We start from the raw sequence: 26,762 nt of genomic DNA, 5'->3' as shown, positions 1-26,762 counted from the left end.
TCAGGTACGGTAAGACTGAATCAGTTTGTTGAGCGCGACCATGGCAAGTTCGGCGCTGTCCGGCAGGCGCAGGAAACGGGCGTCGTGATGCAAGCCTAGTTCAAGGCTGTACATCTCGAACAGCATCAGGCGCGGATCGCAGTCCGCGCGCAGGTGCCCCTCTTCCTTGGCCTGGCCAATGGCGCGCGTCAGCGCGGCGCGCCAGATGGTGACGCTCTTGACGAGTTCGTCACGCACCAGGCTTTCCGCGCGGTCGTCGTACTCGACCGCGCCGCTGATGTAGATGCATCCAGTCGTCACTTCCTGGATGCGCTTCTCCATCCACCTGCGCACCATCGACCACAGCCGGGGCAGCCCGCGCGGCTCGTGCAGCGAGGGGTAGAACACCTCCTGCTCGAAGCGCCGGTGATACTCCCGCACAACTTCCACCTGCAGGTCTTCGCGCGAACCGAAATGCGCGAACACGCCGCTCTTGCTCATCTGCATGCGTTCCGCCAACAGGCCGATGGTCAGACCCTCCAACCCGTCGCGGGACGACAGCTCCAGTGCGGCATCCAGAATCGCCACGCGCGTCATTTCCCCCTTGCGCATCGGCGCGGGGGAAGCGGTGGCGGATTCGAGACGGGCTGACTGGTGTCGCATATTGTTTCTCCGTTCTTGTAGCGCCTTCACCGGGCGCCACGTATGACCCTGACGTTGCTTATTGCCTGACGGCGGCCGCACAAATGCCGGTTTTCGCCGCGAATGCACGCAGTCTAAGCCAAAAAAGAACGGTCGTTCAGATTATTCTGTCGCGACCCGTCGCCATCAAGCTTTTAATTAGACCCACATTTCTAAACAGGCTGCGTTGCAACATCAACACGCGGCCTGCCGCCACAAGCCACGCGGCCAGCGCCGTGCTGCGCAGCAATATCCGGACGGCCCTAGTAGCGCCCGGTCACGCCGGCGATCACGACGCCAAGACGCAACACCATGTACGCGGCCCAGTTCGCCACGCGCCGCAGCGCGGAGCGCCGCGCATGTGCTTCCGGCATGACGCGCGCGCTGCGCTGCGCGATGGCGCACTCGAGTTCCGCGCGCAGGCCGGCGGCGAAGGCTGGATCATAAACGCAGACGTTGGCCTCGCGCGCGAGCAGCAGGCTGAACGGGTCCATATTGCTAGACCCGACCGTGGCCCAGGCCTCGTCCACCACGCCCACCTTGGCGTGCAGGAAGCTTTCGGCGTACTCGTAGATCTCGACGCCGGCATCCAGCAGGCTCGCATACAGCGCGTGCGTGGCGAAATGCTGCAGGCGGTATTCGACCCGGCCCTGCAATAGCAATCGCACCCGTACGCCCCGCGCGCGGCAGGCCAGCAGCGCGCGCCGCACCCTGTGGCCCGGCAGGAAATATGCATTGGCCAGGATCACGTCGTCCCGCGCCACGCCCAGCGCGCGCAGGTACTCGCGTTCGATGGCGCGGCGATTGCGCAGGTTGTCGCGCAGCAGCAGCGCCGCGAACACGCCGCCTTCGGTCTCGCGCCGCGGCGGCAGGTCGGTGACCAGCGGGTAGCCCGCCGCCGCGCCCGCCAGGCCGACGTCATGCAGTTCGCCGCGCAGCGACAGGCGCCACCAGAGGCGTTCGGCGGTCAGTGCGACACGGTCCACGAGCGGCCCGCGCACTTCCACGGCGAAGTCATAGCGGGCCCCGAGCCCTGCCTGCTCGAACGGCCCGTGATTGTAGTCGTCGATGATATTGATGCCGCCCACGAACGCCACGCGCCGGTCGATCACCGCGAGCTTGCGATGCAGGCGGCGCAAGTGCCGGCGCGCCAGCCGGAAGCCGCGCAGGACGCGGTAGACGCGCAGTTGCACGCCGCCGTCGCACAGACGCTGCGCGAGTCCGGCGGACATGTCGCCGGCACCAAAGCCGTCCACCGTGAGCCGTACCGATACGCCGCGCGCCGCCGCACGGATCAGCGCATCGCTCACCGCGCGGCCGACGTCGTCGTCGGCGTAGATATAGGTCTCGATGATGACCTGGAAGGCCGCGGCATCGATCGCCTCGATCAGGGCCGGAAAGAAATCGCGCCCACCGCTCAGCAGGCGCACCTGGTTGCCGCCAACCGGCCTGCCGTGCCGGCCGGCCCAGCGCAGCAGGCGCCGCCGGCCGGCGCGTGCGACCGTGGAGGCGCCGTCATCCCGCGCCGCAACATGCGCCACGGCGGCGGCACGTGCGATGATCGGCTTGTCGGTGTCGGATATCCGTGGCATGACGCGATTATGGGACACGCAGCGCCATCTGCACATGGTGCGGTGCATCTCTGCTATCGTCGATGCACTCAGCCACCAAGGGATAGCACTGTGAAGGTATTCGGCATCACCGGCTCGTCCGGCAGCGGCAAGACCACGCTGCTGGACGCGCTGATCCCGCGCTTCGTCGCCGCCGGCATGCGCGTCAATGGCATCAAGCATACGCACCATGGCTTCGACCCCGATACGCCGGGCAAGGACTCGTGGCGCATGCGCGAAGGCGGCTGCAGCAACGTGGTGCTGGTCGGCGCGCGCCACATGACGCTGATGCGCCATTACCCCGAGGATGTGCCCTCGCCCGAACTCGATGACGCGCTGGCCGTGCTGCCGGCGAATACCGACCTGGTGCTGGTCGAAGGCTACAAGCGCAGCGATTTCCCGAAGCTGGAAGTCTTTCGCCCGTCGCTGGGACGCGCGCCGCTATGGAACGAGGTGCCCGGCGTGGTCGCCGTTGCCACCGATGCGCCGGAGGCGGTCGCGCAGATGACGTCCTTGCCCGTGCTTGACCTGACCGACCCCGACGCCATCTTCCACTTCATCCGCAGCCGGCTGGAAGACCCCGGGCACAGCTAGGCGGTCTTGCCGGCCGCCGCGCGGCCGTTATCGGCGGTTTGCGCCAGTTCCGCCACCAGCGGCACATGATCAGAGCGCTGCGCCCAGTCTCGCCCGGTCAGCGCATGCGCCCGCTCGATCTCGAAGCCGCGCACGTAGATGCGGTCGAGCTGCCACCACGGCATATGGCTCGGAAAGGTGTGCAGGCGCGCCCCGCGCGCATGCGACGCTTCCACCGTGCCCAGCGTGTTGCAGATCTGCGCGTCGAGCCGGTGGTTCCAGTCATTGAAGTCGCCGGCGATCACCAGCGGCGCCGACGGCGGCACCACATTGCAAACGCGCTCGACCAGCGCCTCGGCCTGGCGCGCGCGACTACGCGCGAACAGGCCGAAATGCACGCAGATCAGGTGGGCTTGCATGCCGTTCACGTCGGCTACCGCATGCAACAGGCCGCGCTGCTCGAAGCGGTGGTCGGAAATATCGAGGTTTTCCGACATCAGGATCGGATGGCGCGACAGGATCGCGTTGCCGTGGTGGCCGTGGTCGTAGACGGCGTTGCGCCCGTACACGGAGTGCGGATAGGCATCCGTGGCCAGGTAGTTCAGCTGCGTGTGGTCCGGATCGAACAGCGCCGCGGCGACCAGGCGGTCGTTGCGGTCCTGTACCTCCTGCAGGAACACGATATCGGCGTCCATGGCCTGTAGCCCGGCGCGTACGTTCTGGATGCGCGGGCGACGCGAGATGCCGGTCACGCCCTTGTGGATGTTGTAGGTGACCACGCGCAGCTTCATCAGCCAGCTCCACAGACGGCTGGCCTGCCTGGCGTACGCCAGGCCAGCTGGCGCACGGCCTCCGCATTGCTGCTGGAGAAGCACCGCTGCGCAGCCGCTTCCCACGGTAGCCAGTGCGACTGCAGGTGCTCGCGCGGCGCCAGCGTCACCGGCAACGGTCCGGATACGCACAGGCCAAACCAGTGTTCGGTATTGCGCGTGACGCCGGCCTCATACCGGTGGCGCCACTGCGGGTAGATGTCGTACTGGATGGTGTGCTGCCAGTCGGTGAGCAGGTGTTCGCCGGCGACGATGCCGGTCTCCTCGAACACTTCGCGCGCGGCGGTCAGTGCCAGGGGTTCGTCAACGGTATCCAGGCTGCCGGTCACGGACTGCCAGAAGCCCGGCCGGTCGGCCCGTTCCAGCAACAGCACTTGGAGATCTGGCGTGTAGATCACGACCAGCACGGATTCAGGAATCTTGTAGGGCATGGGACATGGGTCCGACAGACACCCCCAAGGATAGCGCAGCCGCGCCCGCTCTTGCCACGCGAATGACGGTCCGCCTTCAGGCAGCGTCGCGTTGTGCTTCCGGGCGCATCGGATCGATGCTCAGCCAGGCGTCAAAGACATCGGGCGCGTCGCCATGCCCCCAGGCCTCGCGCAACTGCCGCATCAGCGGCGCAAGCGATTCCCGGTAGCGCTGCGCGGCTTCGCGCGCCTGGAAAGCCAGGTCGTCGGCACTGGCCTGCGCCTGCTCGCGCAGCGCGCCACGCTGCTGCATGATTTCCTTCTCGCGCTGACCCAGCGTGTTGTACTTCTGGATCAGGAAGCGCTGGTAGTCGCCGGCTTCCGCGCGCTGCGCCGACTGGGCGTTCACCTGTTCGAAGCGCATCACGATGCTGGCCGTCTCCTGCTCGACCTGGGCGGCTTCGGTTTCCAGTGCCTGGAGGGCGTCCTGCTGGCGCTGGGCGTCGCGCCGGCTGTCCTGAACGCGCGCGGCCTCTTCCTCGAAGGTGCGCTGCGCGAACAGGTACGCCTGAACCACGGGTTGCGGTGCCACCACCAGCAGCGGGTCGGCGCCGCCGGCGCGCTGGCCGCCCAGCAGGGCATCGTCCGGGAGCCGCAGGTTGCCCAGCTCATCGAGCCAGCGGCCGCGCGCCATCACTGCGGCCACGGTGTCCAATGCCGAGCGCCGCAAGGCTTCGGCCCGTTGTGACGCGACCGGCTCCGCGGCCGGCACACCGCTGGTCGCCTGCGCGGCGGCGTGGGCAATGTCGGGCACGCAGGCCGCCACGGTCGTCGCCACCGATTCCGACATGGCCTGCGCCGACTTGCGCACGGCGCGGCGCAGTTCGAAGCGCGCCAGCAGCATCATGACCAGGCCGGCAACCAGCCAGGTCACGATCGTTTCGGCATGGGCCAGCAGGAACTGGCGGATCAGGTCTGTGTCCAGGTTCACGTTGTTTTCCTCCCGCGCGCCGGCCACCTTGAATGCGGAAGCTCGGTCAGCGCCTAGATAAAGGAGACACCGCCACCCAGGCCATGTTCCGGCCAGTAACAAATGGAAACTTCGGCGCGCAATCCGGCTGCGGAATCACTTCGCCAGAAACGAAAAAACCGAGCACAAGGCGCGGTTCTCAGACCAGTCAGGACCGTCAGGCTCAGACGGTGGTCTTCGGCTCGGTCGCACGCAGGCGGATATGCAGTTCGCGCAGCTGCTTCTCGTCGACCGAGCTCGGCGCCTGCGTCAGCAGGTCCTGGGCGCGCTGGGTCTTCGGGAAGGCGATCACGTCGCGGATCGAATCGGCACCGGCCATCATGGTGACAATACGGTCCAGGCCGAACGCCAGGCCGCCGTGCGGAGGCGCGCCGTATTGCAGCGCATCGAGCAGGTAGCCGAACTTGGCACGGGCTTCCTCGTCGCTGATCTTCAGCGCGCGGAACACCTTGCTCTGGATGTCCGAGCGATAGATACGGACCGAGCCGCCGCCCATTTCCCAGCCATTCAGCACCATGTCGTAGGCCTTGGCGATGCACTTGCCCGGATCGGTTTCCAGGTACTGCATGTGCTCGTCCTTGGGGCTGGTGAACGGGTGATGCATGGCCACCCAGCGGGCGTCTTCCTCGTCGTACTCGAACATCGGGAAATCGACCACCCATAGCGGCTTCCACACGTCTTCGAACAGGCCGTTGGCCTTGCCGAATTCCGAGTGGCCGATCTTCAGGCGCAGCGCGCCGATGGCGTCGTTGACGACCTTGGCCTTGTCGGCGCCGAAGAAGATGATGTCGCCGTCCTGGGCGCCGGTGCGCTTCAGGATCTCGGCAATGGCCGCGTCGTGCAGGTTCTTGACGATCGGCGACTGCAGGCCGTCACGGCCCTTGGCGACTTCGTTGACCTTGACCCAGGCCAGGCCCTTGGCGCCATAGATGCCGACGAACTGGGTGTAGGCATCGATCTCGCCGCGCGAGATCGCGCCGCCGCCCGGCACGCGCAGGCCGACCACGCGGCCGTTGTCGCTGTTGGCGGGGCCCGAGAACACCTTGAAGTCGACGTCCTTCATCACCTCGGTCAGCTCGGTGAATTCCAGCTTCACGCGCAGGTCCGGCTTGTCCGAGCCGAAGCGGGCCATGGCCTCGCGGAACTCCATCACCGGGAAGGTGGCATCCAGGTCGACATCGATGGCGTTCTTGAACACCGTGCGCATCATGTCTTCGAACAGGTCACGGATTTCCTGCTCGGTCAGGAACGAGGTCTCGCAGTCGATCTGCGTGAATTCCGGCTGGCGGTCGGCGCGCAGGTCTTCGTCGCGGAAGCACTTGGTGATCTGGTAGTAGCGGTCAAAGCCCGACACCATCAGCATCTGCTTGAAGATCTGCGGCGATTGCGGCAGCGCGAAGAAGTGGCCCGGGTTCACGCGCGACGGCACCAGGTAGTCGCGGGCGCCTTCCGGCGTGCTCTTGCCGAGCATCGGCGTTTCGATATCGATGAAGCCCTGCGCGTCCAGGTACTTGCGCACTTCCATCGCGACCTTGTAGCGCAGGCGCAGGTTGTACTGCATCTGCGGGCGGCGCAGGTCCAGCACGCGGTGCGTCAGGCGCGTGGTTTCCGACAGGTTGTCGTCGTCGAGCTGGAACGGCGGCGTGACCGACGGGTTCAGCACGGTCAGCTCATGGCACAGCACTTCGATCTTGCCCGAGGTCAGGCCGGCGTTCTCGGTGCCGGCCGGGCGCGGACGCACCTTGCCGGTAATGCGGATGCAGTACTCGTTGCGGATCTCTTCGGCAGCCTTGAACATCTCCGGACGGTCCGGATCGCACACCACCTGGACCAGGCCTTCACGGTCGCGCAGGTCGATGAAGATCACGCCGCCATGGTCGCGGCGGCGCTGAACCCAGCCGGTCAGGGCCACTTCCTGGCCCGAGAGTTGTTCGGTCACCAGACCGCAGTAGTGAGTACGCATGGAGGACATAGATGTTTCCCGGTAATACGCGACCGCCCGCCGGGCGGCCCGTGATCAATTGGTATGCGAAGGATCGGCTGCCTCGACCGCTGCCTCGCGGCCGGCGCCAGCGCCGGTCGCCCTGGCAGGGCTGACGGGATCCGCCGGGCGGCTCGGGCCGCCGTTTTTGCGGGGCAGGTCCGCCGGAGCCACCACGCCCATCGAAACGATGTACTTGAGCGCGGCGTCGACGGTCATGTCGAGTTCGATGGTGTCGGCCTTGGGCATCATCAGGAAGAAGCCCGAGGTCGGGTTGGGCGTGGTCGGCACGTAGACGCTGACGTATTCGCCCTGCAGGTGGTTCTGCACGTCGCCACCAGGGCGGCCGGTCAGGAAGGCAATGGTCCACGAGCCTTCACGCGGGTACTGCACCAGCAGCGCCTTGCGGAACGCATTGCCGGACGACGACAGCAGCGTGTCGGAGACCTGCTTGACGCTGGTGTAGATCGGGCCCACCACCGGGATATGGCCCAGCAGCGCTTCCCACCAGCGCACCAGGCGCTGGCCGATGAAGTTGTGCGCGAGCAGCCCGACCAGCAGGATGCACAGCAGCGTCAGGATGGCGCCAAGACCCGTCACCCGCTTGCCGAACAGCAGCTGGTCCGGGCGCCAGGCCTCTGGCAGCAGCGCCAGGCTCTGGTCCATGGTGCCGATGATCAGGCTGAGCACCCACAGCGTGATGCCCAGCGGCACGAGCACCAGTAGCCCGGTCAGGAACCAGGTCTTCAGCGCGGAGGTTTTCTTTGCGACCACGGCCGTCCTGGGATCAGTGGCAGGCGCAGGCGCTGCCGCAGCCGCCGGCGGCGGGCGTCGCGGAAGTCGTGGTGCTGGCCGACGATTCGGTCGATGCCGCAGCCGTGGCGCCAGCGGCGGCGGCGGGAGCCGCCGTGCCCGAGGTCGCGGCGGCGCTGGTGCCGCCGCTGCCGCCGCGGAAATCGGTCACGTACCAGCCCGAACCCTTGAGCTGGAAACCGGCCGCGGTCAACTGCTTCTTGAAGGCTCCGGCGGCGCCGCAGGACGGGCAGTCGGTGAGCGGAGCGTCGCTCATCTTCTGCAGCACATCGCGCCCGTGGCCGCAGGCGTCGCAACGGTAGGCATAGATCGGCATGGTGTGTTTTTCGCGAGAAATCTGGATCGGAACAGTGCAGGCACCGCCCGCGCGACCGCGCACGACGATGCAAAGCCTTGAATTATAAACCCTTACGGACTTGCCTGACGGGCGGAAATACAGGCACAAAGCGGCACAACCGGCCGCCAGGGGCCAGGATCATCCAATCAGTGGGCCGTCCCGCCCGCAGGGCCGTCAGGCGATGTGTACTTCCTTGACGGGCGCGTGATCCGCAATCCACTGCGGCAGCAGCGAACCGACCACCATGCCGCTGACCGAGAACAGCAGGCCGACCATCTGCGGCGGCATCACCGCGTCGGCAAAGGAGATCTCGCAAGTCAGCCAGGACCCAAGGCCCAGCAGGATGGCCGCCAGGCCGCCCTGGCGGGTGGCCGGCTTCCAGAACATACCGAAGGCGAGCGGCACGAACGACGAGACCAAGGTGACCTTATAGGCATTTTCGACCATATGGAAGATCGAAAGATGCGAATTGAGCGCGAACAGGGTCACGGTAGCGGTGAACACCAGCACGACCGTCTGCATCACGCGCAGGAACTTCCGGTCGTCCAGGTGCCGGAAGTACGGCCGCAGGATGTTCTCGGCGAACGTCACCGACGGCGCCAGCAGCGTCGCCGAGGCGCAGCTCTTGATAGCCGACAGCAGCGCACCGAAGAACATGACCTGCGCGAACATCGGCGCGTGCTGCAGGATCAGCTGCGGCAGGATCAGCTGGGAGTCCGCATTGATGTATTTCGCCACCATGCCCGGATCGATCAGCGTGGCCGAATAGGCCAGGAACATCGGGATGAAGGCAAAGAAGAAATACAGCACGCCGCCAAGCACGGACGCGCGCCCGGCGATCTGCTCGGTGCGCGACGACGTCACGCGCTGGAACACGTCCTGCTGCGGGATCGAACCGAGCATCATGGTGAACAGCGCCGCGGCAAACCCGATGACCTGCACCAGGTCCAGCGACGGCAGGAACTCGAACTTGCCGGCCGCGGCCGCGTGCGATACCACCGCGGTCACGCCGCCGGCCTGGCCGCTGACCTCGTAGCCGATATAGAGCATGCCGACCACGATGATGATCATCTGGATGAAGTCCGTCACCGCGACCGACCACATGCCGCCGAACAGCGTGTACACCAGCACGCTGGCCGCGCCGATCATCATGCCGGCGTCCTGCGACAGCGCGCCGTCGGAGACCGTGTAGAACACCAGCCCGAGCGCCTTGATCTGCGCCGCCACCCAGCCCAGGTAGGACACCACGATGCACAGCGTGGTCAGCACCTCGGCCAGCCGCCCATAGCGGTTGTGGTAGTAGTCGCCGATGGTGAGCAGGTTCATCCGGTACAGCGGCCGGGCGAAGAACAGGCCCACCAGGATCAGGCACAGCGACGAGCCGAACGGGTCCGAGACGACGCCGGACAGGCCCTCTTTCAGGAATACCGCGGGAATGCCCAGCACGGTTTCGGAACCGAACCAGGTGGCAAAGACGGTGGCGGTGACGACGTAGAACGGCAGGCTGCGACCGGCCACGGCGAAATCGGTGGTGTTGCGTACGCGCAGTGCCGCCCACAGGCCGATGCCGACCGAGACTACCCAGTAGATGATGACGAACCAGATCAGCATGCCGCTGCCCTATGCAGAAAATGCCCTTGTGGCGAAAAACCGAATGCCGGGCCGGCTGTTCTGTCCTGCTGTCCTGCGTCCCGGAGTCCAATTCATCGGTCGGGGCCGCTTGAGGGGCATTGGGACGCCCGTCCCTGGGCGGGATGGCGCACTTGGCCTGCGGTCGTAGCCGAATCAAAACGCGGATTATAGCGACGCGGACCTCGTCGGACGATAAAAATTCCAGGCCGGCGCCAAATCCGCGGCGCCGTGCAGCGCGACCGGCACAACCGGGGCGGGAGGCTGTTGTTCCGGCGCCAAACGGCATCGGGCGAATCCGGAAACTGCCCCCGAAAGATGCTGTTACACCGTTTACAAAGCGCCTGTCATCGCCGCGGGCGGCCGGGGCATTGGTGCAGGCAGGCCGGTTCACCGCTTGGTGCCGACCGACCCGGAACAACAAGCCACCCAGGAGAATCTGATGCCCCAATCGCGTGCCCGTACCCTGCGCACTACCCTGCTGATCGGCGCCGGCGTTGTCGCCGCCGCTGCGTCCACCTTCGCCATGGCGCAAGCGCCGGCCGTCACTAACGCTATCCAGCGCGACGTCAACCAGCAGCAGCGTATCGAGAACGGCTTGAAATCCGGCGCCCTGACCACCCGCGAAGCCTCGAGCCTGGAAAAGCAGGAAGCCCGGGTCGACCGCATGGAATCGAACGCCATGAAGAACGGCTCGGTCTCGCCACGCGAGCAGGCGTCGATCCAGCGTGCCGAGAACCGCGTCAGCCAGGACATCTCGCGTGACACGCACAACGGCCAGCTCGGGAACCCGGCCAGCGCATCGTCGCAGCGCATGCAAGCCGACGTCCAGCGCAATATCAACCAGCAGGAACGCATCCGCAATGGCGTCCAGAACGGCTCGCTGACCAATCGCGAAGCCGCCGGCCTGGAACGAGGCCAAGCGCATGTGGACAAGCGCGAGGCGCGCGCCGGCCGCAACGGTCACGTCGGTGCGGGCGAGCAAGGCCGCATCATGGGTGCCGAGGACCGCGCGAGCGGCAACATCTACCGCGAAAAGCACAACGGCCATCGCCGCGGCTGACGCAGCCTGGGAAGGGCGGCGGCGCTGCCCGGCTCAGTCTGCCCGGCGGCGCCAGACCTGCCAGCGCTCCTGCCCTTCGAAGACCGGCAGGGGCGCGGCGGACGGACGGTCATCGATACGCTCGAAGGCGGGCCCGAGCAGGGCATCCAGCTCGGACGCCGGCATGGCGAACGGCGGCCCGCCGCGCTTGTCGCCCAGGAAGAAATAGCCAGCCAGCAGGCCGCCGGGCGGCAACAGGGCGGCCACGCGTTCGGCATAGGCCTCGCGCAATGCCGGGGGCAGCGCGCAGAGGAAAGCGCGCTCATAGATCAGCTCGCAGCGCGGCTGCGGCGTGAAGGCGAAGAAGTCCGCTTCGCGCACGATGGTCCCAGCCGGGCCCAGCGCGCGGCGCGCCGAGGCGACGGCCTGCGGCGAAAAGTCGATGGCCGTGACCGGCCAGCCGCGCTCGAACAGCCAGCCCGCTTCCCAGCCGTTGCCGCAGCCGGGTACCAGCGTCGGGCACGGCGCCTTGTTCTCGACGAACTGCTGGAACTCGACCGGCACGCCCTGCAGGTCCCAGGGCGTGAAGCCCTGTTCGAAGCGTTCGTCCCAGAACGCCGGATCCGCCGCATTGCGGGTGGTGAAAGACGGCGGGCTGGGTGCCTTGTCGGCCGGGTTCATGACGTCTCTCCTGCGATCTACCAGTAGCCAGTCCACGCCAGCACATGCGTCAGCACGATGCCGGCGACGAAGCCGCCGACCAGCAGCAGCACGGTGCCGATCAGGCGGTTGGTGCGGCGCTGTTCCGTCACCAGCATGGCCAGCAGCCGTTCCTGTTCGCCATTGGTGTTCAGCGCGCGGCGCTCCAGGAACTGGTGCGCCAGGCGCGGGAAATCGGGCAGCATCTTGGCCCACAGCGGCGCCTCGACCTTGACCCGCTCCCACGCGCCCTTCCAACCCACCTGCTCGTGCATCCAGCGCTCCAGGAAGGGCTTCGCCGTTTTCCACAGGTCCAGGTCCGGGTCGAGCTGGCGGCCCAGGCCTTCGATATTGAGCAGCGTCTTCTGCAGCAGCACCAGTTGCGGCTGGATCTCGACGTTGAAGCGGCGCGAGGTCTGGAACAGGCGCATCAGCACCATGCCAAGGGAGATTTCCTTGAGCGGCTTGTCGAAGTACGGCTCGCAGCATGCACGCACCGCGCTTTCGAGCTCTTCCACGCGCGTATCGGGCGGCACCCAGCCGGATTCCACGTGCAGCAGCGCCACGCGGTGGTAGTCGCGGCGGAAGAAGGCGATGAAGTTCTGCGCGAGATAGTTCTTGTCGAACTCCGACAGTGCGCCAACGATGCCGAAGTCGAGCGCGATATAGCGGCCGAAGGTCTCCGGCTGCACCGAAACGAGGATGTTGCCGGGGTGCATGTCGGCGTGGAAGAAGCCGTCGCGGAACACCTGCGTGAAGAAGATCTCCACGCCCTCTTCCGCGAGCTGGTGCATGTCGACACCGGCGGCCTTGAGCGATTCGGTGCGCGAGATCGGGATGCCGTGCATGCGCTCCATCACGAACACCGTGCTGCTGCACCAGTCCCAGAACACTTCGGGCACCAGCAGCAGGCTGGTATCGGCGAAATTGCGGCGCAGCTGGCTGGCGTTGGCCGCCTCGATCATCAGGTCCAGCTCGTCATGCAGGTATTTGTCGAACTCGGCCACCACCTCGCGCGGCTTCAGGCGCTTGCCGTCGGCCCAGAAGCGCTCCAGCCAGGTGGCCAGGTCGCGCATCAGCGCCAGGTCGCTGTCGATCACCGGCAGCATGCCCGGGCGCAGCACCTTCACCGCGACCTCGCGGCCATGGTTCGGGCCGCCCTTCAGCGTGGCGAAGTGCACCTGGGCGATCGACGCGCTGGCCACGGGCTGGTGCTCGAAGGTGTCGAAGAGATCGTCGAGCCTTCGGCCCAGCGAGCGCTCGATGATCCTGACCGCCACCGCCGAATCGAACGGCGGCACCTGGTCCTGCAGCAGCGCCAGTTCGTCGGCAATGTCCGGCGGCATCAGGTCGCGCCGGGTGGACAGCACCTGGCCGAACTTGACGAAGATCGGTCCGAGCTTGGTCAGCGCCAGCCGCAGGCGCTCGCCGCGCGGCATGTCCAGCTTGCGCCCGATGGTCATGACGCGGACCAGGAAGCGGATCTTGCGGTTCTGGAAACCGGACAGCACGAGCTCGTCCAGGCCGTAGTACAGGATGACGAAGAGGATCTTGCCGAGGCGCAGAAGGCGGGTCATGCGACGGAATTCAGGGAACGGTGGCGCTGCGCGAAACGCGCGGCAGCAATAAATAGCGTCATGCCGGCGGCACGATCAGCGATGGGCCGACGGCAGCACCGTCGATCCCGCGGGACGGGCACGCTCAAGCCGCTCCAGACGCTTCTCGAGGCGGGCCAGGTCGTCGCGCAGGCGGCCCACGTCGGTGCCGAAGTCGTCGAGCGCGACGTGGCGCACGAGCGTCGGCTTTTCGTCGAGCAGGTATTCCGTGACATTTTCCACGAGCGTGCGGCCCACGCGCGTGGCCTGCTCATGGAGCTCGCGCGCGCCGTCGACCATGCGCTGGGCGAGGCTGTCGCTGACCGGCCCGCCCAGGATCCCGCGAAAGGCCCGCGACAGGTCCTCGGCCGCGTCCCAGCGCAGGTTGCGGGCGAGCATCGAAACCGTGTTGGCCAGCTCCGCGTCGCCCTCGATGCGGACATGGCGCATGGCCGCCGCCTGGCCGCCGTCCGCCACGTCGGCGGCAACGAGCGGCCATTGCTGCAGCGGTACGAGAATCGTGACCGCCGGTGCTTCGGCGGCGGGCGCGAGTTCGGTGGCGCCGTCCTCGGTCACGCGCAGCGACAGCGCAAACGCAGCCGCGTCGAGGCGGACCACGCGGCCGGCAAACGCGGCCAGCTGGCCGCGAGCCCAGGGTTCCTGCTCGAGCAGGTGGTTCAGCGCGACAACGGCTGGCGCGGCCAGGGCGGAAGGCAGAGGATTCATGGCAATGAGCGTGCTGGGCACGGCTGGACGGGCAGGCCTGGCTCAGGTAGGCGGCACAGGCCAGGCACCGCTTCCAAACGGAAAAGGCCCGCGCTTTCGCGCGGGCCTCCATTCTAAGCTACTCCCCGCCGGCGTCACTGCCGTGGGGCATAGCCGGCACTCAGGATTCCTGCTGGATGCCTGCCAGTAGCCAGCCGCCCGAGCCGGAAACCGGCTTGGCCAGGTTCCAGACCTCGGCAAACGGCTGCGCCGCTTCACCGGCGCGCTCGCGGATCATGCCCGAGAATCGCACGCTGGCCAGGTGCTGGTTCGGCGAGGATTCGATGCCCAGCATCTGCGCCTCCAGCGTGACCACATCGGTCTTGTTGACCTCGGTGCCACGGTCGGCCAGGTCCATCTTGATCTCGGCGAACATTTCCGGCGTCGTGAACTCGCGGATATCGTCGAGGTTGCCGGCATCCCAGGCCGCCTGCAGGCGCACGAAGTGAACCTTGGCGTTGCGCAGGAAGGCATCGGTATCGAAGTCGGCGGGCACGCCCCAGGGCTGCTGAGCCACGGCATCGCCCGCGACTGCGGCGGCGCCGGCGGCCGGCATCACAGGATTGGCGGCCGGGGAGTACGGCTCCTGCTGGCGCAGCATCGGCTCGGCGTTACCGCCCAGGCCACCCGCACTGCCGGCGCCGGCGTAGGCCGGCTGCTGGCCGCGCTGGCTGCCGCCACGGAACTTGCGGATCAGCCAGATCGCCACGAACGCGACCAGCGCGATCAGGATCAGGTTGGACAGGAAGCCCGCCATTGCACCGCCCAGGCCGAAGTGCGACAGCAGCGCGCCAATACCGAGGCCGGCGGCGATACCGCCCAGGATGCCGCCCCAGTTGCGCTTGGGCTTGGCCGCGGCCGCGGCTGCGCCGGCAGCCCCGGCGGTGGCCGGCGCTGCCTGCTGCGCGGGTTGCTGGGCCGGTTGTTGCGAAGGTGTCTGCTGTGCCGGCGCCTGCTGGCGTTGCTGCGTCACGTTGGACGATTGCTTGCCGATGCTGCGCGAGCCGCCCATGCGCTTGGCATTGGCGTCCAGCGCCATGCCGAGCGCGATCGCGGCAATCAGCGACCCCACCAGGAATTTTCCGCGAAGTGATGACATATTCAGTAATCCCCTGTCAGTTTCCGCTTAAATCCGGTCTCTAACGCCGAATTCAAGCCAGGAATGGCGATTTAATACTTGCGCCCGACGTGGAGCGCCACCACTCCGGCCGTCAGATTGAAGTATTCGACATTCTCCAGCCCCACTTGTTCCATCAAGCGTACAAGTGAGTCCTGGTCTGGATGCATTCTGATCGATTCCGCCAGATAGCGATAGCTAGGGGCATCCCCCGCCACCTTCTGCCCGAGCCACGGCAGCACCTTGAAGGAATAGATATCGTAGGCCTTCTCCAGCGGTTTCCATACCTTGGAGAACTCCAGCACCATGACCTTGCCGCCGGGCTTCACCACACGGCGCATCTCGGCCAGGGCGGCGTCCTTGTGGGTCATGTTGCGCAGGCCGAAGGCCACCGTGACCAGGTCGAAGTAGTTGTCCGGGAACGGGATGTGCTCGGCGTCGCACAGCGCCACCGGCGTGACGATGCCCTTGTCGAGCAGGCGGTCGCGCCCCACGCGCAGCATCGACTCGTTGATGTCGGTCAGCCAGACCTGGCCGGTCGGGCCGGCCTGCTTCGCGAATGCCTTGGCCAGGTCGCCGGTACCGCCGGCGATGTCCAGGACCTTATGGCCCGGGCGCACATTGGCCTGGGCGATGGTGAACATCTTCCACAGCCGGTGCATGCCGCCCGACATCAGGTCGTTCATCACGTCATATTTGCTGGCGACCGAATGGAACACGCCGGCGACCTTGCCGGCCTTTTCCGCTTCGTCGACCTTCTCGAACCCGAAGTGGGTTTCGCTCATATCTCAGACTCCAGGTACAGATCAGTGATGATGGCCGCAGCCATGGCCGCCGGGCGCCGCCATGGGCGTGTCGCGATCGACGCCGGCGGCTTCCAGGCGCTTCAGGTAGTCGGCCCACAGCGCATCCTGCTGGTCGCCGAGGCGGTACAGCAGTTCCCAGGAATAGATGCCGGTATCGTGGCCGTCGCTGAAGCGGATCTGGATGGCGTAGTTGCCCACGGGCTCGACCGCGGCAATGCCGACCTCGCGCTTGCCGGTCTGCAGCACTTCCTGGCCGGGGCCGTGTCCCTGCACCTCGGCCGACGGCGAATACACGCGCAGCAGCTCGAACGGCAGCCGGAAGCTGCGCCCGTTGTCGAAGCCGACTTCAAGCACGCGCGACTGCGTGTGCACCGTCAGCGCGGTGGGATGGGGAGTATCTTTTTCGAGGCCTGCCATAGTGGGTGCGCCGGCGCGGGCGCCTGGTGGGTTGGCGTGACGCGGTTCGCGCTCACGCCTCGCATACGACCCGATAGCTTACCGCAGCGCCCCCGCCTTGCCCATCTTGGGTGCCGGCGCCGTCATCGGGCACATAGCGCAGGCGGCGGCCATGGAACGCCGCGACGGTGCTGCGGTGCGCGATGCTGACGATCGCCGCGTCGGGCAGCGCCTCGACCATCAGGCGATACATGATGCCCTCGGTTTCCTCGTCAAGCGCGCTGGTGGCCTCGTCCAGGAACAGGTAGCGGGGCTTCTGCAGCAGCGCGCGGGCAAAGGCCAGGCGCTGCTGCTCGCCGGGCGACAGCCGCAGCGACCAGTTGTCGAATACGTCGAGCTGGTCCACGAGTTGCTGCAGGCGGGCCTGCCGCAGCACGGCCTGCAGCGCCTCGGCGGCATGGGCCGTGCCTGCGTCCGGGTAGGCGAGCGCATCGGCCAGCGTGCCGATCGGCAGGTAGCTGCGCTGTGGCAGGAACAGGGTGCGCGCGTCGGCCGGCATCGTGATGGTGCCGCTGCCATACGGCCAGATTCCGGCCAGCGCGCGGAACAGCACGCTCTTGCCGCAGCCGGAGGGCCCGCTCACGAGCCAGCGCTCGCCCGGCGCGATGGCCAGTGAAAACGGCGCCACCAGCGCGCGCTGACCGACGCTCGCGCCGCGTTGCGCGCGCACCGGCAGCGCCAGGCCCAGGCCCTCGACACGGATGCCCTCCTGCGGCGCGCCGGTATGCTCGACCTCGATATCGCGCACGCCGGTATGCGCCTGGTCCTGCCGCTCGGCCACGCGGATCGCCTCCTGGAAATCGATCAGGCGGTTGGCCGCGGCCTTCCAGCCCACCAGCGTGGCGTAGCTGTCCACGAACCACGACAGCGCGCCCTGCACCTGGCCGAAGGCCGAGCTGGTCTGCATCAGGCCGCCGAGCGTCATCTTGCCGGCGAAGTAGCGCGGCGCCGCCACCAGGATCGGGAAGATGATCGCGAACTGCGCATAACCCGAACTCACGAAGGTCAGCCGCCGCGTATAGCGCATGAGCTGGTTCCAGTTTGCGCGGATGCGGTCGAAGCGCGCGCGCAGGCCAGCCTGCTCGGTCGGTTCGCCGCGGTACAGCGCCACGGGTTCGCTGTTCTCGCGCAGGCGCACCAGCGTGAAACGGAAATCCGCCTCGTACTGTTCCTGCTGGAAATTCAGGCCGATCAGCGGCCGTCCGACGATATGCGCGATCAGCGAGCCGATCACCGCGTAGCCCGCGGCGAACCACACCATATAGCCCGGGATCACGATCTCGTTGCCGCCCAGCGCAAGACTGATCGGGCCAGAGACCGTCCACAGGATGCCGACAAAGGACAGCAGCGTCACCACCGAATTGAGCAGCCCCAGCGACAGCGACAGCGCGCCGTCGGTGAACTGGCGCAGGTCGTCGGAAATCCGCTGGTCAGGGTTGTCGGTGGTGTGCGTCTGCTCGATCCGGTAGTACGCCTGGTGCCCCATCCAGTGGCCCATGAACCGGCCCGTCATCCAGGTACGCCAGCGCATCTGCAGCATCATCGTGTAGTACTGGCGCGAGATCGCGGCGACGATAAAGAACGCCGCGATCCACGAGAAGCGCAGCAGCAGCACCTTGAACGAGGCGTAGTCGCGCTGCTCCAGCGCGTTGTAGAACACGCGGTTCCACTCGTTGAGCAGCACGTTGATATAGACGATGCCCAGGTTGAGCGCCACCACCAGGGTCAGCAGGCCGAGCCCCGCCTTGCGGTCTTCGGACTTCCAGTAGGGCTTGATCAGCGCCCAGGTCGCGGCCATGCGCAGCCGGCTCTGGATCTTGAGGGCCCGTGCGGGAACGGCCGGGCCCGGTACGGTGACGGATGTCGGGGTCGAGGACATAGCGGCAGCGGTTCGCCCGCTGCGCAGCCGCGGCGGACTTGTTCTTTTGGGGGAAGAGGCGGCGCGGATGGCCGCCGCATCGACAACAGGATTCAGACGCGTCCACGCGGGCGTGGGTTCCGCGCCGGCATCCTACCTCACGCAGCGGACCGTCAGGTGCCGTGTTCAGGCGTCGGTGTCCAGCACGGAAAGTGCCGTACGCAGCGCCGGCAACCGGCTGGCCAGTTCGGTCACGCGCGCCGCGTCGGCAGCACGCTGGGGTGCCGCCCAGATCGCCTCGGGGAAATGCGTGTCCCAGCGGTAGCGCGGAATGATGTGCCAGTGCAGGTGCGGGACCATATTGCCGAACGCGGCCAGGTTGACCTTGTCCGGCGTCATGACCTCGCGCACCACGCGCTCGACGCGCGCCACCAGACGCATCAGCCAGGCCTGGTCGCCATCGTCCAGGTCGGTCAGCTCGGCCGCATGGTCGTTCCAGACGATGCGGCAGAAGCCGGGGAAACGGTCGTGCTCGACCAGGATCACGCGGGCGCGGTCACCCATCCAGACGAGTTCGCCGCCGTCGGCTTCGCACAGCGGGCAACCCGGTGCGCGCGTCACACTAGCACCCGCTCGATGCCGCCGGCGTTGGCCTTGGCCACATACTCGGGCATCCAGTTCTCGCCCAGCAGATGCTTCGCCATTTCCACGACGATGTAGTCGGCCTGTACCGACGCATCCTCGTTATAGCGCGACAGCCCCTGCAGGCACGACGGGCAGCTGGTCAGGATCTTGACGTCGCCGCTGAAGCCGTCGGCGCGCAGCTTGTCGGCGCCCTTGGTCATCTCCTCTTCCTTGCGGAAGCGGATCTGGGTCGAGACATCCGGGCGGGTCACCGCCAGCGTGCCGGACTCCCCGCAGCAGCGCTCGTTCTTCTCGATCTTGCCGGCGCCCGCGTTGCCGCCCATCAGGTCATTGACCAGCTTGGTCGGGTCCATGGTCTTGATCGGGGTGTGGCAGGGGTCGTGGTACATGTAGCGCGTACCGGTCACGCCCTCGAGCTTCACGCCCTTTTCCAGCAGGTATTCGTGGATGTCGATGATGCGGCAGCCCGGGAAGATCTTCTCGAATTCATAGCCGGCGAGCTGGTCGTAGCACGTGCCGCAGCTGACCACCACCGTCTTGATGTCGAGGTAGTTCAGCGTATTGGCCACGCGGTGGAACAGCACGCGGTTGTCGGTGACCATCTTCTCGGCCTTGTCGTACTGGCCGTTGCCGCGCTGCGGATAGCCGCAGCACAGGTAGCCCGGCGGCAGCACGGTCTGCACGCCCACATGCCACAGCATCGCCTGCGTGGCCAGGCCGACTTGCGAGAACAGCCGCTCCGAGCCGCAGCCCGGGAAGTAGAACACCGCCTCCGACTCGGGCGTGGTCGCCTTCGGGTCGCGGATGATCGGCACGATCTCGCTGTCCTCGATATCGAGCAGCGCGCGCGCGGTCTTCTTGGGCAGGTTGCCCGGCATCTTCTTGTTGATGAAGTGGATCACCTGCTCGCGCACCGGCGGCTTGCCCACGGTGGCGGGCGGATGCGCGGTCTGCTTCTTCGCGAACTTCTTCAGCACCTCGTTGCCCAGGCGCTGCGCCTTGTAGCCCCAGTCGATCATGACCTTGCGGGTCAGGTTGATCGTTTCCGGGCTGGTGGCGTTCAGGAAGAACATCGACGCGGCTGTGCCGGGGTTGAACTTCTTCTGCCCCATCTTGCGCAGCAGGTTGCGCATGTTCATCGACACGTCGCCGAAGTCGATCTTCACCGGGCACGGCGTCGCGCACTTGTGGCACACCGTGCAGTGATCGGCCACGTCCGAGAACTCGTCCCAGTGCTTGATCGACACGCCGCGGCGGGTCTGCTCCTCGTACAGGAAGGCCTCGACCAGCAGCGAAGTCGCCAGGATCTTGTTGCGCGGGCTGTACAGCAGGTTGGCGCGCGGCACGTGCGTGGCGCACACCGGCTTGCACTTGCCGCAGCGCAGGCAGTCCTTGACGCTGTCGGCAATGGCGCCGATGTCGCTCTGCTGCATGATGATGGACTCATGTCCCATCAGGCCGAACGACGGCGTGTATGCATTGCGCAGGTCCGCGCCCGGCAGCAGCTTGCCCTTGTTGAAACGGCCCTGCGGATCGACCTTCTGCTTGTAGACGCGGAAGTCGCCGATCTCTTCCTCGGTCAGGAACTCGAGCTTGGTGATGCCGATGCCGTGCTCGCCGGAAATTACGCCGTCGAGCGAGCGCGCCAGGTCCATGATGCGGGCCACCGCGCGGTGGGCATCCTGGAGCATCTCGTAGTTGTCGGAGTTGACTGGGATATTGGTGTGCACGTTGCCGTCGCCGGCGTGCATGTGCAGCGCCACGAACACACGGCCGCGCAACACCTCCTTGTGGATCGCCTGCGCCTCGTCGAGGATCGGCTTGAACTCGCCGCCATTGAAGATCTTGCGCAGCTCGGCGCGCACTTCGCCCTTCCAGGACACGCGGATGGTGCGGTCCTGCAGCAGGTGGAACACATTGGCATCCGGCTGCTGCGCCAGGCGCGCGTCGAAGGCCTGGCCGAGCAGGCCCAGGCCGTGCCCGATCAGCGACGCCTTGGCGGTGGCCAGCGGCGTGTCGAGGCGGTCCTGCAGGTAGCGCCAGCGCGCGCGGATCTCGCGCAGCAGCGTGAGCGCGTGCTGCACGCGGTCTTCGAGCAGTTCGGCGCTCGGGATCTCGTTGGCGTCGTCGCTGCGGCCGAGCGGCAGGTTGCCGCGCGCGAAGAAGGCCTCGAGCGCGTCGACCAGCGCGAGCTTGTTCTTGATCGACAGTTCGATGTTGATGCGCTCGATGCCGTCGGTGTACTCGCCCATGCGCGGCAGCGGGATCACCACGTCTTCATTGATCTTGAAGGCGTTGGTATGCCGCGCGATGGCGGCGGTGCGCGAACGGTCGAGCCAGAATTTCTTGCGGGCCTCGGGGCTCACGGCGATAAAGCCTTCGCCGCTCTTGCCGTTGGCCATGCGGATCACTTCCGAAGTGGCGCGCGCCACGGCGTCTTCATCGTCGCCGACGATGTCGCCGATCAGCACCATCTTCGGGAAGGCGTTGCGCTTGCTCTTGGTGGCGTAGCCGACCGCGCGCAGGTAGCGCTCGTCCAGGTGCTCCAGGCCGGCAAGGATGGCGCCGCCCGGCTTTTTCGACTCGGCGTCGAGGAAGTCCTTGATCTCGACGATGCTCGGAATCGCATCGCGCGCCTGGCCGAAGAACTCCAGGCACACGGTACGGATGAACTTCGGCATGCGGTGCAGGATCCAGCGCGCGCTGGTGATGATGCCGTCGCAGCCTTCCTTCTGCACGCCGGGCAGGCCCGCCAGGAACTTGTCGGTAACGTCCTTGCCCAGGCCTTCCTTGCGGAACTTGCGGCCCTCGATCGCGAGCGTCTCGGTGCGCAGCACCTTCTCGCCCGGCGCACGGTTGCCGTCGGACCACTTCAGCTCGAAGGTGGCGACCGGCACGTCGTGGATCTTGCCCAGGTTGTGGTCCAGGCGCGTGACTTCCAGCCAGTTGCCTTCCGGATCGACCATGCGCCACCAGGCCAGGTTGTCCAGCGCGGTGCCCCACAGCACGGCCTTCTTGCCACCGGCGTTCATGGCGACGTTGCCGCCGATGCACGATGCGTCGATCGAGGTCGGGTCCACCGCGAACACCAGGCCGGCCTTGTCGGCGGCGTCGGCCACGCGGCGCGTCACCACGCCGGCGCCAGAGAAGATGGTGGCAACCTTGTGCGAGACGCCCGGCATGTCGGTCTGCTCGACCGGGCCGAGCTGTTCCAGCTTCTCGGTATTGATGACCGCGCTCATCGGCGTCAGCGGCACGGCGCCGCCGGTATAGCCGGTGCCGCCCCCGCGCGGGATGATGGTCAGGCCGAGCTCGAAGCAGCCCTTGACCAGGCCGGCGATCTCTTCCTCGGTGTCCGGCGTCAGCACGACGAACGGATATTCCACGCGCCAGTCTGTAGCGTCGGTCACGTGCGAAACACGCGACAGGCCGTCGAACTTGATGTTGTCCTTCTGCGTGACGCGGCCCAGCACGCGCTGCGCGCGCTTGCGCAGGTCGTAGGCGGCGGCGAACTCGTTCTTGAAGTCCTCAACTGCCTGCTTGGCGAAGGCGACCAGTTGCTCCACGCGGTGCGAGCGGTCTTCGGCGGCAGGCTCGGCGTGCTCGGCACGGTCGGCGGCACGGCGCTTCTCGATCTCGCTCAGGCGGTGGTGCAGCGCGCTCACCAGCATCTGGCGGCGCTTGGGGTTCTCGAGCAGGTCGTCCTGCAGGTACGGGTTGCGGCGTACCACCCAGATATCGCCCAGCACCTCGTACAGCATGCGCGCCGAACGGCCGGTACGGCGCTCGCTGCGCAGTTCGTCCAGGATGCGCCAGGCCTCATCGCCCAGCAGGCGGATGACAATCTCGCGGTCCGAGAAGGACGTGTAGTTATAGGGAATTTCACGCAGGCGCGGCGGGGCGTCCTGCGCGGCCAGCTTGGCGTCGAGCACGAGTGGGGCGTTCATGGGGGGACCGCTTCCTGCTGCGCACTGGAGGTGTGCGCCGATCGTTCATTAAAGGGCGATTGTACTGCATGGCGCGGTTTCGCCGCACCGCAACACGGCACAACCCGAGTCGGAACAAGGGTTTAGCGCCGCTTTATGCGCCATGATCCACACAAGGATTCAGAACCACGCCCGGAAGATTTCGGCAATGTTGTGCCAAAAACTGTCAGGAATCCACAGCAGGCTGGCAGTCATGGCCAGATAGCGCAGGAATTTGCCGATCGCCATATAGGCCAGGCTCGGCCAGAACGACAGTCGCAGCCAACCCGCCAGAGTGCACAATGGATCACCAATGGCCGGCAACCACGATGCCAGCAGCGTGGGCGGGCCCAGCCGCCGCATCCAGTGGAAATAGCGCGCATCGAGCTTCGGCTTGGTGGGCTTGCGCACGTGCTTGCGATGTTGGAGGTGTTCCTGCTCGTGCTCGCGCTCCTGGCGCCGCTTGCGGTAGCGCACCAGCGCGAGCTTGGCCGCATAGCCAAGCCACCAGTCGATGGCGCCGCCGGCCGTATTGCCGAGCGTGGCCACCACCACCGCCGGCCAGAACATGTGCGGATTGAGCTTGATATAGCCGAACACCGCCGGTTCCGAGCCGAGCGGCAGCAGCGTGGCCGACACCAGGCTGACGACGAAGATGGCGGGCAGGCCCACCTTGGGGAGGGCGACGATGTCGAACAGCCAGTCGAAGAAGGCTTCCATGTCGTGATGCCGGGTATCGGGTAGTGCCTGGGTGGCGTCAACCATTCTAGCCGCCCCCCTTTCGGGGCACGGGCAACCCGCATGGCAGCGCCCGGCGATTTGTGATTAACTGTTAGAGCCCGTCGCGGCCAAACGTTCGCGGCCGCCGGGAGTTTTCCTCCCGCACGGCAGTCGCCGTGGGCAGCACCGGCAGCACCAATATCACGAAATAGCCGTAGCAAACGGCAGTACCGCGTCGTGGCCAGTCCCGCGCTGTTTTTTTCGGGATTTCGGGGAGTTGGTCATGCGCGTCCACCCACATGGAGACAAGCATGCCGATTCCGATCCGCCTGACGGTCAATGGCAAGGCCGTTGACGCGCAGGTAGAACCCAATACCCTCCTCGTCCAGTTCCTGCGCGACCAGTTGCGCCTGACCGGTACGCACGTCGGCTGCGATACCGCGCAGTGCGGCGCCTGCACGATCCACCTGGACGGACGCGCGGTCAAGTCCTGCAATATCCTCGCCGTGCAGGCCGATGGCGCCCAGGTCACGACGATCGAAGGACTGGCCGGCGACAAGATCGGCAATGGCCTGCATCCGATGCAGGAAGCCTTCCGCGAATGCCACGGCCTGCAATGCGGTTTCTGCACGCCGGGCATGGTCATGGCGGCCACCGCGCTGGTCAAGGCCCAGCCGGACGCCGATGCCACCGCCATCCGCCAGCAGCTCGAAGGCAACCTGTGCCGCTGCACGGGCTACCACAACATCGTCAAGGCCGTGCAGCAGGGCCAGGCCGCCATGCGCGCGGGCACCGCCGCGAGCGCAGAGTAAGGGAGCCCAGCCATGAACGCACCCGAATCGCAAAAATTCGTCGGCACGGCGGTCAAGCGCAAGGAAGACTTCCGCTTCCTGACCGGCAACGGCCAGTACACCGACGACATCGTGCTGCCGCAGCAGAGCTACGGCTACTTCCTGCGCTCGCCGCACGCGCATGCGCGCATCAGGTCGATCGACAAGAGCGCCGCGCTGGCCTCGCCCGGCGTGATCGCCGTGCTGACCGGCGACGACATGGCCGCCGACAAGGTGGGCGGCCTGCCCTGCGGCTGGCTGATCCACAGCATCGACGGCTCGCCGATGAAAGAGCCGCCCCACCCCGTCATCGCGCAGGGCAAGGTACGCCATGTCGGCGACCAGGTGGCGCTGGTGGTGGCCGAAACGCTGATGCAGGCGAAGGATGCCGCCGAGAAGATCGAGGTCGACTACGAAGAGCTGCCCGCCGTCGTCAACGCCGCCGATGCCGCGACCGCCTCGACGCTCGTGCATGACGACGTGCCGGCCAATACCTGCTACACCTGGGGCCACGGCGACAAGGCCGCTACCGACGCCGCCTTTGCAAAAGCGGCGCACGTGACCACGCTCGATATCGTCAACAACCGGCTGATCCCGAACGCGATCGAGCCGCGCGCGGTCAACGCCAGCTACGCGCGCCAGGACGACAGCTATACCGTCTACGTGGCCAACCAGAACCCGCACGTGGAACGCCTGCTGATGGGCGCCTTCGTGCTGGGCCTGCCGGAATCGCGGCTGCGCATCATCGCGCCGGACGTTGGCGGCGGCTTCGGCTCCAAGATCTTCCTGTACCCGGAAGACGTGGCGCTGACCTGGGCGTCGAAAAAGGTCGGCCGGCCGATCAAGTGGACCGCAGAACGTTCGGAGTCGTTCCTGACCGACGCGCACGGGCGCGACCACGTGACCAGGGCCGAGCTGGCGCTCGACAGCGACGGCAAGTTCCTGGCCATGCGCGTGCACACCACCGCGAACATGGGCGCGTACCTGTCGACCTTCGCCAGCAGCGTGCCCACCATCCTCTACGCGACGCTGCTGGCCGGACAATACGCCACGCCCGCTATCTACGCCGAGGTGAAAGCGGTATTCACCAACACCGCGCCAGTGGACGCCTACCGCGGCGCCGGCCGGCCCGAGGCCACCTACGTGGTCGAGCGCCTGGTGGAAGCCGCCGCGCACGAGTTGAAGACGGACCCTGCCGAGCTGCGCCGGAAGAACTTCATCCGCCAGTTCCCGTACGCCACGCCAGTCGGCCTGACCTACGACACCGGCGACTACGAACCTTGCCTTGCACGCGCGCAGGAACTCGCGGACGTGAAGGGCTTTCCTGCCCGTCGCAACGAGGCGAAGCAACGCGGCAAGCTGCGCGGCCTCGGCTACTCCTGCTACATCGAAGCGTGCGGCCTGGCGCCGTCGAACATCGCCGGCGCACTGGGCGCGCGCGCGGGCCTGTTCGAGGTCGGCGAGATCCGCGTGCACCCGACCGGCACGGTGACCGTGTTCACCGGCTCGCACAGCCATGGCCAGGGCCACGAGACCACCTTCGCGCAGATCGTGGCGGACCGGCTCGGCATCGCGCTGGAATCGGTCGAGATCGTGCACGGCGATACCGGCCGCGTGCCGTTCGGCATGGGCACCTATGGCTCGCGCTCGCTCGCGGTGGGCGGCTCGGCGATCATGAAGGCGCTGGACAAGATCGAGGCCAAGGCCAAGAAGATCGCCGCGCACTTGCTGGAGGCGTCCGATGCCGACATCGAGTTCAGCGACGGCCTGTTCCGCGTGGCCGGCACCGACCGCACCAAGACCTTCGGCGAAGTCGCGCTGAGCGCGTACGTGCCACACAACTATCCGCTCGACAAGCTGGAGCCGGGCCTGAACGAGAACGCGTTCTACGATCCGACCAACTTCACGTATCCCTCGGGTGCCTATGTGTGCGAGGTGGAAGTCGATCCGGACACCGGCGAATCGCAGGTGGTGAAGTTCACCGCGGTCGACGACTTCGGCAACATCATCAACCCGATGATCGTCGAAGGCCAGGTACACGGCGGCATCGGCCAGGGCCTGGGCCAGGCCATGCTGGAGCAGTGCATTTACGACCGCGACAGCGGCCAGCTGCTGACCGGCTCCTACATGGACTACGCCATGCCGCGCGCGGCCGACCTGCCCGACTTCACCGTGGAAACGGCCAAGGGCACGCCCTGCACGCACAACCCGCTGGGCGTGAAGGGCTGCGGCGAGGCCGGCGCCATCGGCTCGCCGCCGGCTTTCATCAACGCGCTGGTCGATGCGCTGTCCCCGCTCGGCGTGAAGGACCTGCAGATGCCCGCCACGCCGCACCGCGTGTGGCAGGCCATCCAGGCCGCCGAGGCCGCCAAGCCCTGAGCCCGCCGACGA

The 26,762-nt window shown here is 66.7% G+C and carries 24 protein-coding genes; 4 read left to right on the top strand and 20 right to left on the bottom strand.

Translation table 11 applies throughout. The annotated features are described in order from the left end of the window. Positions 1-591, bottom strand: a complete 591-nt coding sequence (locus CupriaWKF_RS02350) for a TetR/AcrR family transcriptional regulator (protein ID WP_041679468.1) — start codon at positions 589-591, stop codon at positions 1-3. Positions 592-923: 332 nt separating this feature from the next. Then, a complete protein-coding gene (clsB, locus tag CupriaWKF_RS02345) occupies positions 924-2,252 on the bottom strand; it encodes a cardiolipin synthase ClsB (RefSeq protein WP_276099445.1) in 1,329 nt (442 codons plus the stop codon). A 90-nt stretch (positions 2,253-2,342) separates the two neighbouring features. Here clsB and mobB point away from each other — a divergent pair, with 90 nt between their 5' ends. Beyond that, positions 2,343-2,864, top strand: coding sequence for a molybdopterin-guanine dinucleotide biosynthesis protein B (gene mobB / locus CupriaWKF_RS02340; RefSeq protein WP_276099444.1), 522 nt, complete (start codon positions 2,343-2,345; stop codon positions 2,862-2,864). Here the strand turns inward: mobB and CupriaWKF_RS02335 are convergent. From CupriaWKF_RS02335 to CupriaWKF_RS02305, 7 genes are all read right to left on the bottom strand, one after another. Next, positions 2,861-3,634 (bottom strand): endonuclease/exonuclease/phosphatase family protein, encoded by a 774-nt coding sequence (locus CupriaWKF_RS02335; protein WP_276099443.1) that lies wholly within the window; start codon positions 3,632-3,634, stop codon positions 2,861-2,863. The two genes, mobB and CupriaWKF_RS02335, sit on opposite strands and share 4 nt — an antisense overlap. Continuing rightward, positions 3,634-4,104, bottom strand: a complete 471-nt coding sequence (nudB, locus tag CupriaWKF_RS02330) for a dihydroneopterin triphosphate diphosphatase (RefSeq protein ID WP_276099442.1) — start codon at positions 4,102-4,104, stop codon at positions 3,634-3,636. The genes CupriaWKF_RS02335 and nudB overlap by 1 nt, the downstream gene beginning before the upstream one ends. Before the next feature lie 76 nt (positions 4,105-4,180). After that, positions 4,181-5,074 (bottom strand): hypothetical protein, encoded by an 894-nt coding sequence (locus CupriaWKF_RS02325; RefSeq protein WP_276099441.1) that lies wholly within the window; start codon positions 5,072-5,074, stop codon positions 4,181-4,183. Between the two features lie 202 nt (positions 5,075-5,276). After that, entirely contained in the window at positions 5,277-7,085 is a 1,809-nt protein-coding gene (aspS, locus tag CupriaWKF_RS02320; RefSeq protein ID WP_276099439.1) for an aspartate--tRNA ligase, read from the bottom strand. Between the two features lie 45 nt (positions 7,086-7,130). Further along, positions 7,131-7,868: a DUF502 domain-containing protein gene (locus CupriaWKF_RS02315; RefSeq protein WP_276099438.1), complete on the bottom strand. Its 738-nt coding sequence runs from the start codon at positions 7,866-7,868 to the stop codon at positions 7,131-7,133. A 13-nt stretch (positions 7,869-7,881) separates the two neighbouring features. Beyond that, positions 7,882-8,223, bottom strand: a complete 342-nt coding sequence (locus tag CupriaWKF_RS02310; RefSeq protein WP_276099437.1) for an FmdB family zinc ribbon protein — start codon at positions 8,221-8,223, stop codon at positions 7,882-7,884. Between the two features lie 195 nt (positions 8,224-8,418). Further along, positions 8,419-9,855, bottom strand: a complete 1,437-nt coding sequence (locus CupriaWKF_RS02305) for a sodium:solute symporter family protein (RefSeq protein WP_276099436.1) — start codon at positions 9,853-9,855, stop codon at positions 8,419-8,421. A gap of 460 nt (positions 9,856-10,315) precedes the next feature. On the opposite strand from CupriaWKF_RS02305, the gene CupriaWKF_RS02300 reads away from it, so the two are divergent. Continuing rightward, entirely contained in the window at positions 10,316-10,936 is a 621-nt protein-coding gene (locus CupriaWKF_RS02300) for a hypothetical protein (RefSeq protein ID WP_276099435.1), read from the top strand. Between the two features lie 33 nt (positions 10,937-10,969). On the opposite strand, the gene CupriaWKF_RS02295 is transcribed toward CupriaWKF_RS02300, so the two are convergent. The 11 genes from CupriaWKF_RS02295 to CupriaWKF_RS02245 all read right to left on the bottom strand — a co-directional run bounded on the left by CupriaWKF_RS02295 (position 10,970) and on the right by CupriaWKF_RS02245 (position 23,854). Further along, a complete protein-coding gene (locus CupriaWKF_RS02295) occupies positions 10,970-11,596 on the bottom strand; it encodes a methyltransferase domain-containing protein (protein WP_276099434.1) in 627 nt (208 codons plus the stop codon). Positions 11,597-11,613: 17 nt separating this feature from the next. Then, a complete protein-coding gene (gene ubiB, locus CupriaWKF_RS02290; protein ID WP_276099433.1) occupies positions 11,614-13,191 on the bottom strand; it encodes a ubiquinone biosynthesis regulatory protein kinase UbiB in 1,578 nt (525 codons plus the stop codon). Positions 13,192-13,266: 75 nt separating this feature from the next. Next, positions 13,267-13,935 carry an SCP2 sterol-binding domain-containing protein gene (locus CupriaWKF_RS02285; RefSeq protein ID WP_276099432.1) on the bottom strand — a complete coding sequence of 223 codons (669 nt, stop codon included), beginning with the start codon at positions 13,933-13,935 and terminating at the stop codon, positions 13,267-13,269. Between the two features lie 160 nt (positions 13,936-14,095). Beyond that, on the bottom strand, positions 14,096-15,073 hold the full coding sequence (locus tag CupriaWKF_RS02280; RefSeq protein WP_276099431.1) for a Tim44-like domain-containing protein: 978 nt from the start codon (positions 15,071-15,073) through the stop codon (positions 14,096-14,098). Between the two features lie 71 nt (positions 15,074-15,144). Next, positions 15,145-15,876, bottom strand: coding sequence for a bifunctional demethylmenaquinone methyltransferase/2-methoxy-6-polyprenyl-1,4-benzoquinol methylase UbiE (gene ubiE / locus CupriaWKF_RS02275; RefSeq protein WP_276099430.1), 732 nt, complete (start codon positions 15,874-15,876; stop codon positions 15,145-15,147). Positions 15,877-15,897: 21 nt separating this feature from the next. Beyond that, a complete protein-coding gene (locus CupriaWKF_RS02270; protein ID WP_276099429.1) occupies positions 15,898-16,314 on the bottom strand; it encodes a DUF971 domain-containing protein in 417 nt (138 codons plus the stop codon). Positions 16,315-16,366: 52 nt separating this feature from the next. Further along, a complete protein-coding gene (locus tag CupriaWKF_RS02265; RefSeq protein ID WP_276099428.1) occupies positions 16,367-18,232 on the bottom strand; it encodes an ABC transporter ATP-binding protein/permease in 1,866 nt (621 codons plus the stop codon). Positions 18,233-18,397: 165 nt separating this feature from the next. Beyond that, the gene (locus CupriaWKF_RS02260) at positions 18,398-18,832 is read right to left on the bottom strand and encodes an HIT family protein (protein ID WP_276099427.1); all 435 of its coding nucleotides are present in this window, start codon (positions 18,830-18,832) and stop codon (positions 18,398-18,400) included. Continuing rightward, positions 18,829-22,803 carry an FAD/FMN-binding oxidoreductase gene (locus tag CupriaWKF_RS02255; protein ID WP_276099426.1) on the bottom strand — a complete coding sequence of 1,325 codons (3,975 nt, stop codon included), beginning with the start codon at positions 22,801-22,803 and terminating at the stop codon, positions 18,829-18,831. Before CupriaWKF_RS02255 ends, CupriaWKF_RS02260 begins: the two co-directional genes overlap by 4 nt. A gap of 159 nt (positions 22,804-22,962) precedes the next feature. Next, positions 22,963-23,541, bottom strand: a complete 579-nt coding sequence (locus CupriaWKF_RS02250) for a YqaA family protein (RefSeq protein ID WP_276100640.1) — start codon at positions 23,539-23,541, stop codon at positions 22,963-22,965. A 112-nt stretch (positions 23,542-23,653) separates the two neighbouring features. After that, positions 23,654-23,854, bottom strand: coding sequence for a hypothetical protein (locus CupriaWKF_RS02245; RefSeq protein ID WP_276099425.1), 201 nt, complete (start codon positions 23,852-23,854; stop codon positions 23,654-23,656). Here CupriaWKF_RS02245 and CupriaWKF_RS02240 point away from each other — a divergent pair. Both CupriaWKF_RS02240 and CupriaWKF_RS02235 read left to right on the top strand, forming a co-directional pair. Next, positions 23,853-24,353 (top strand): (2Fe-2S)-binding protein, encoded by a 501-nt coding sequence (locus CupriaWKF_RS02240; RefSeq protein ID WP_276099424.1) that lies wholly within the window; start codon positions 23,853-23,855, stop codon positions 24,351-24,353. The two genes, CupriaWKF_RS02245 and CupriaWKF_RS02240, sit on opposite strands and share 2 nt — an antisense overlap. A 12-nt stretch (positions 24,354-24,365) precedes the next feature. After that, positions 24,366-26,750 (top strand): xanthine dehydrogenase family protein molybdopterin-binding subunit, encoded by a 2,385-nt coding sequence (locus CupriaWKF_RS02235; RefSeq protein ID WP_276099423.1) that lies wholly within the window; start codon positions 24,366-24,368, stop codon positions 26,748-26,750. Positions 26,751-26,762 lie beyond the last annotated feature (12 nt).

This window comes from Cupriavidus sp. WKF15, assembly GCF_029278605.1.
Taxonomy (GTDB): domain Bacteria; phylum Pseudomonadota; class Gammaproteobacteria; order Burkholderiales; family Burkholderiaceae; genus Cupriavidus.
Note: the sequence above shows the minus strand (reverse complement) of the source record. Positions and strands in the feature narration are given on the sequence as shown.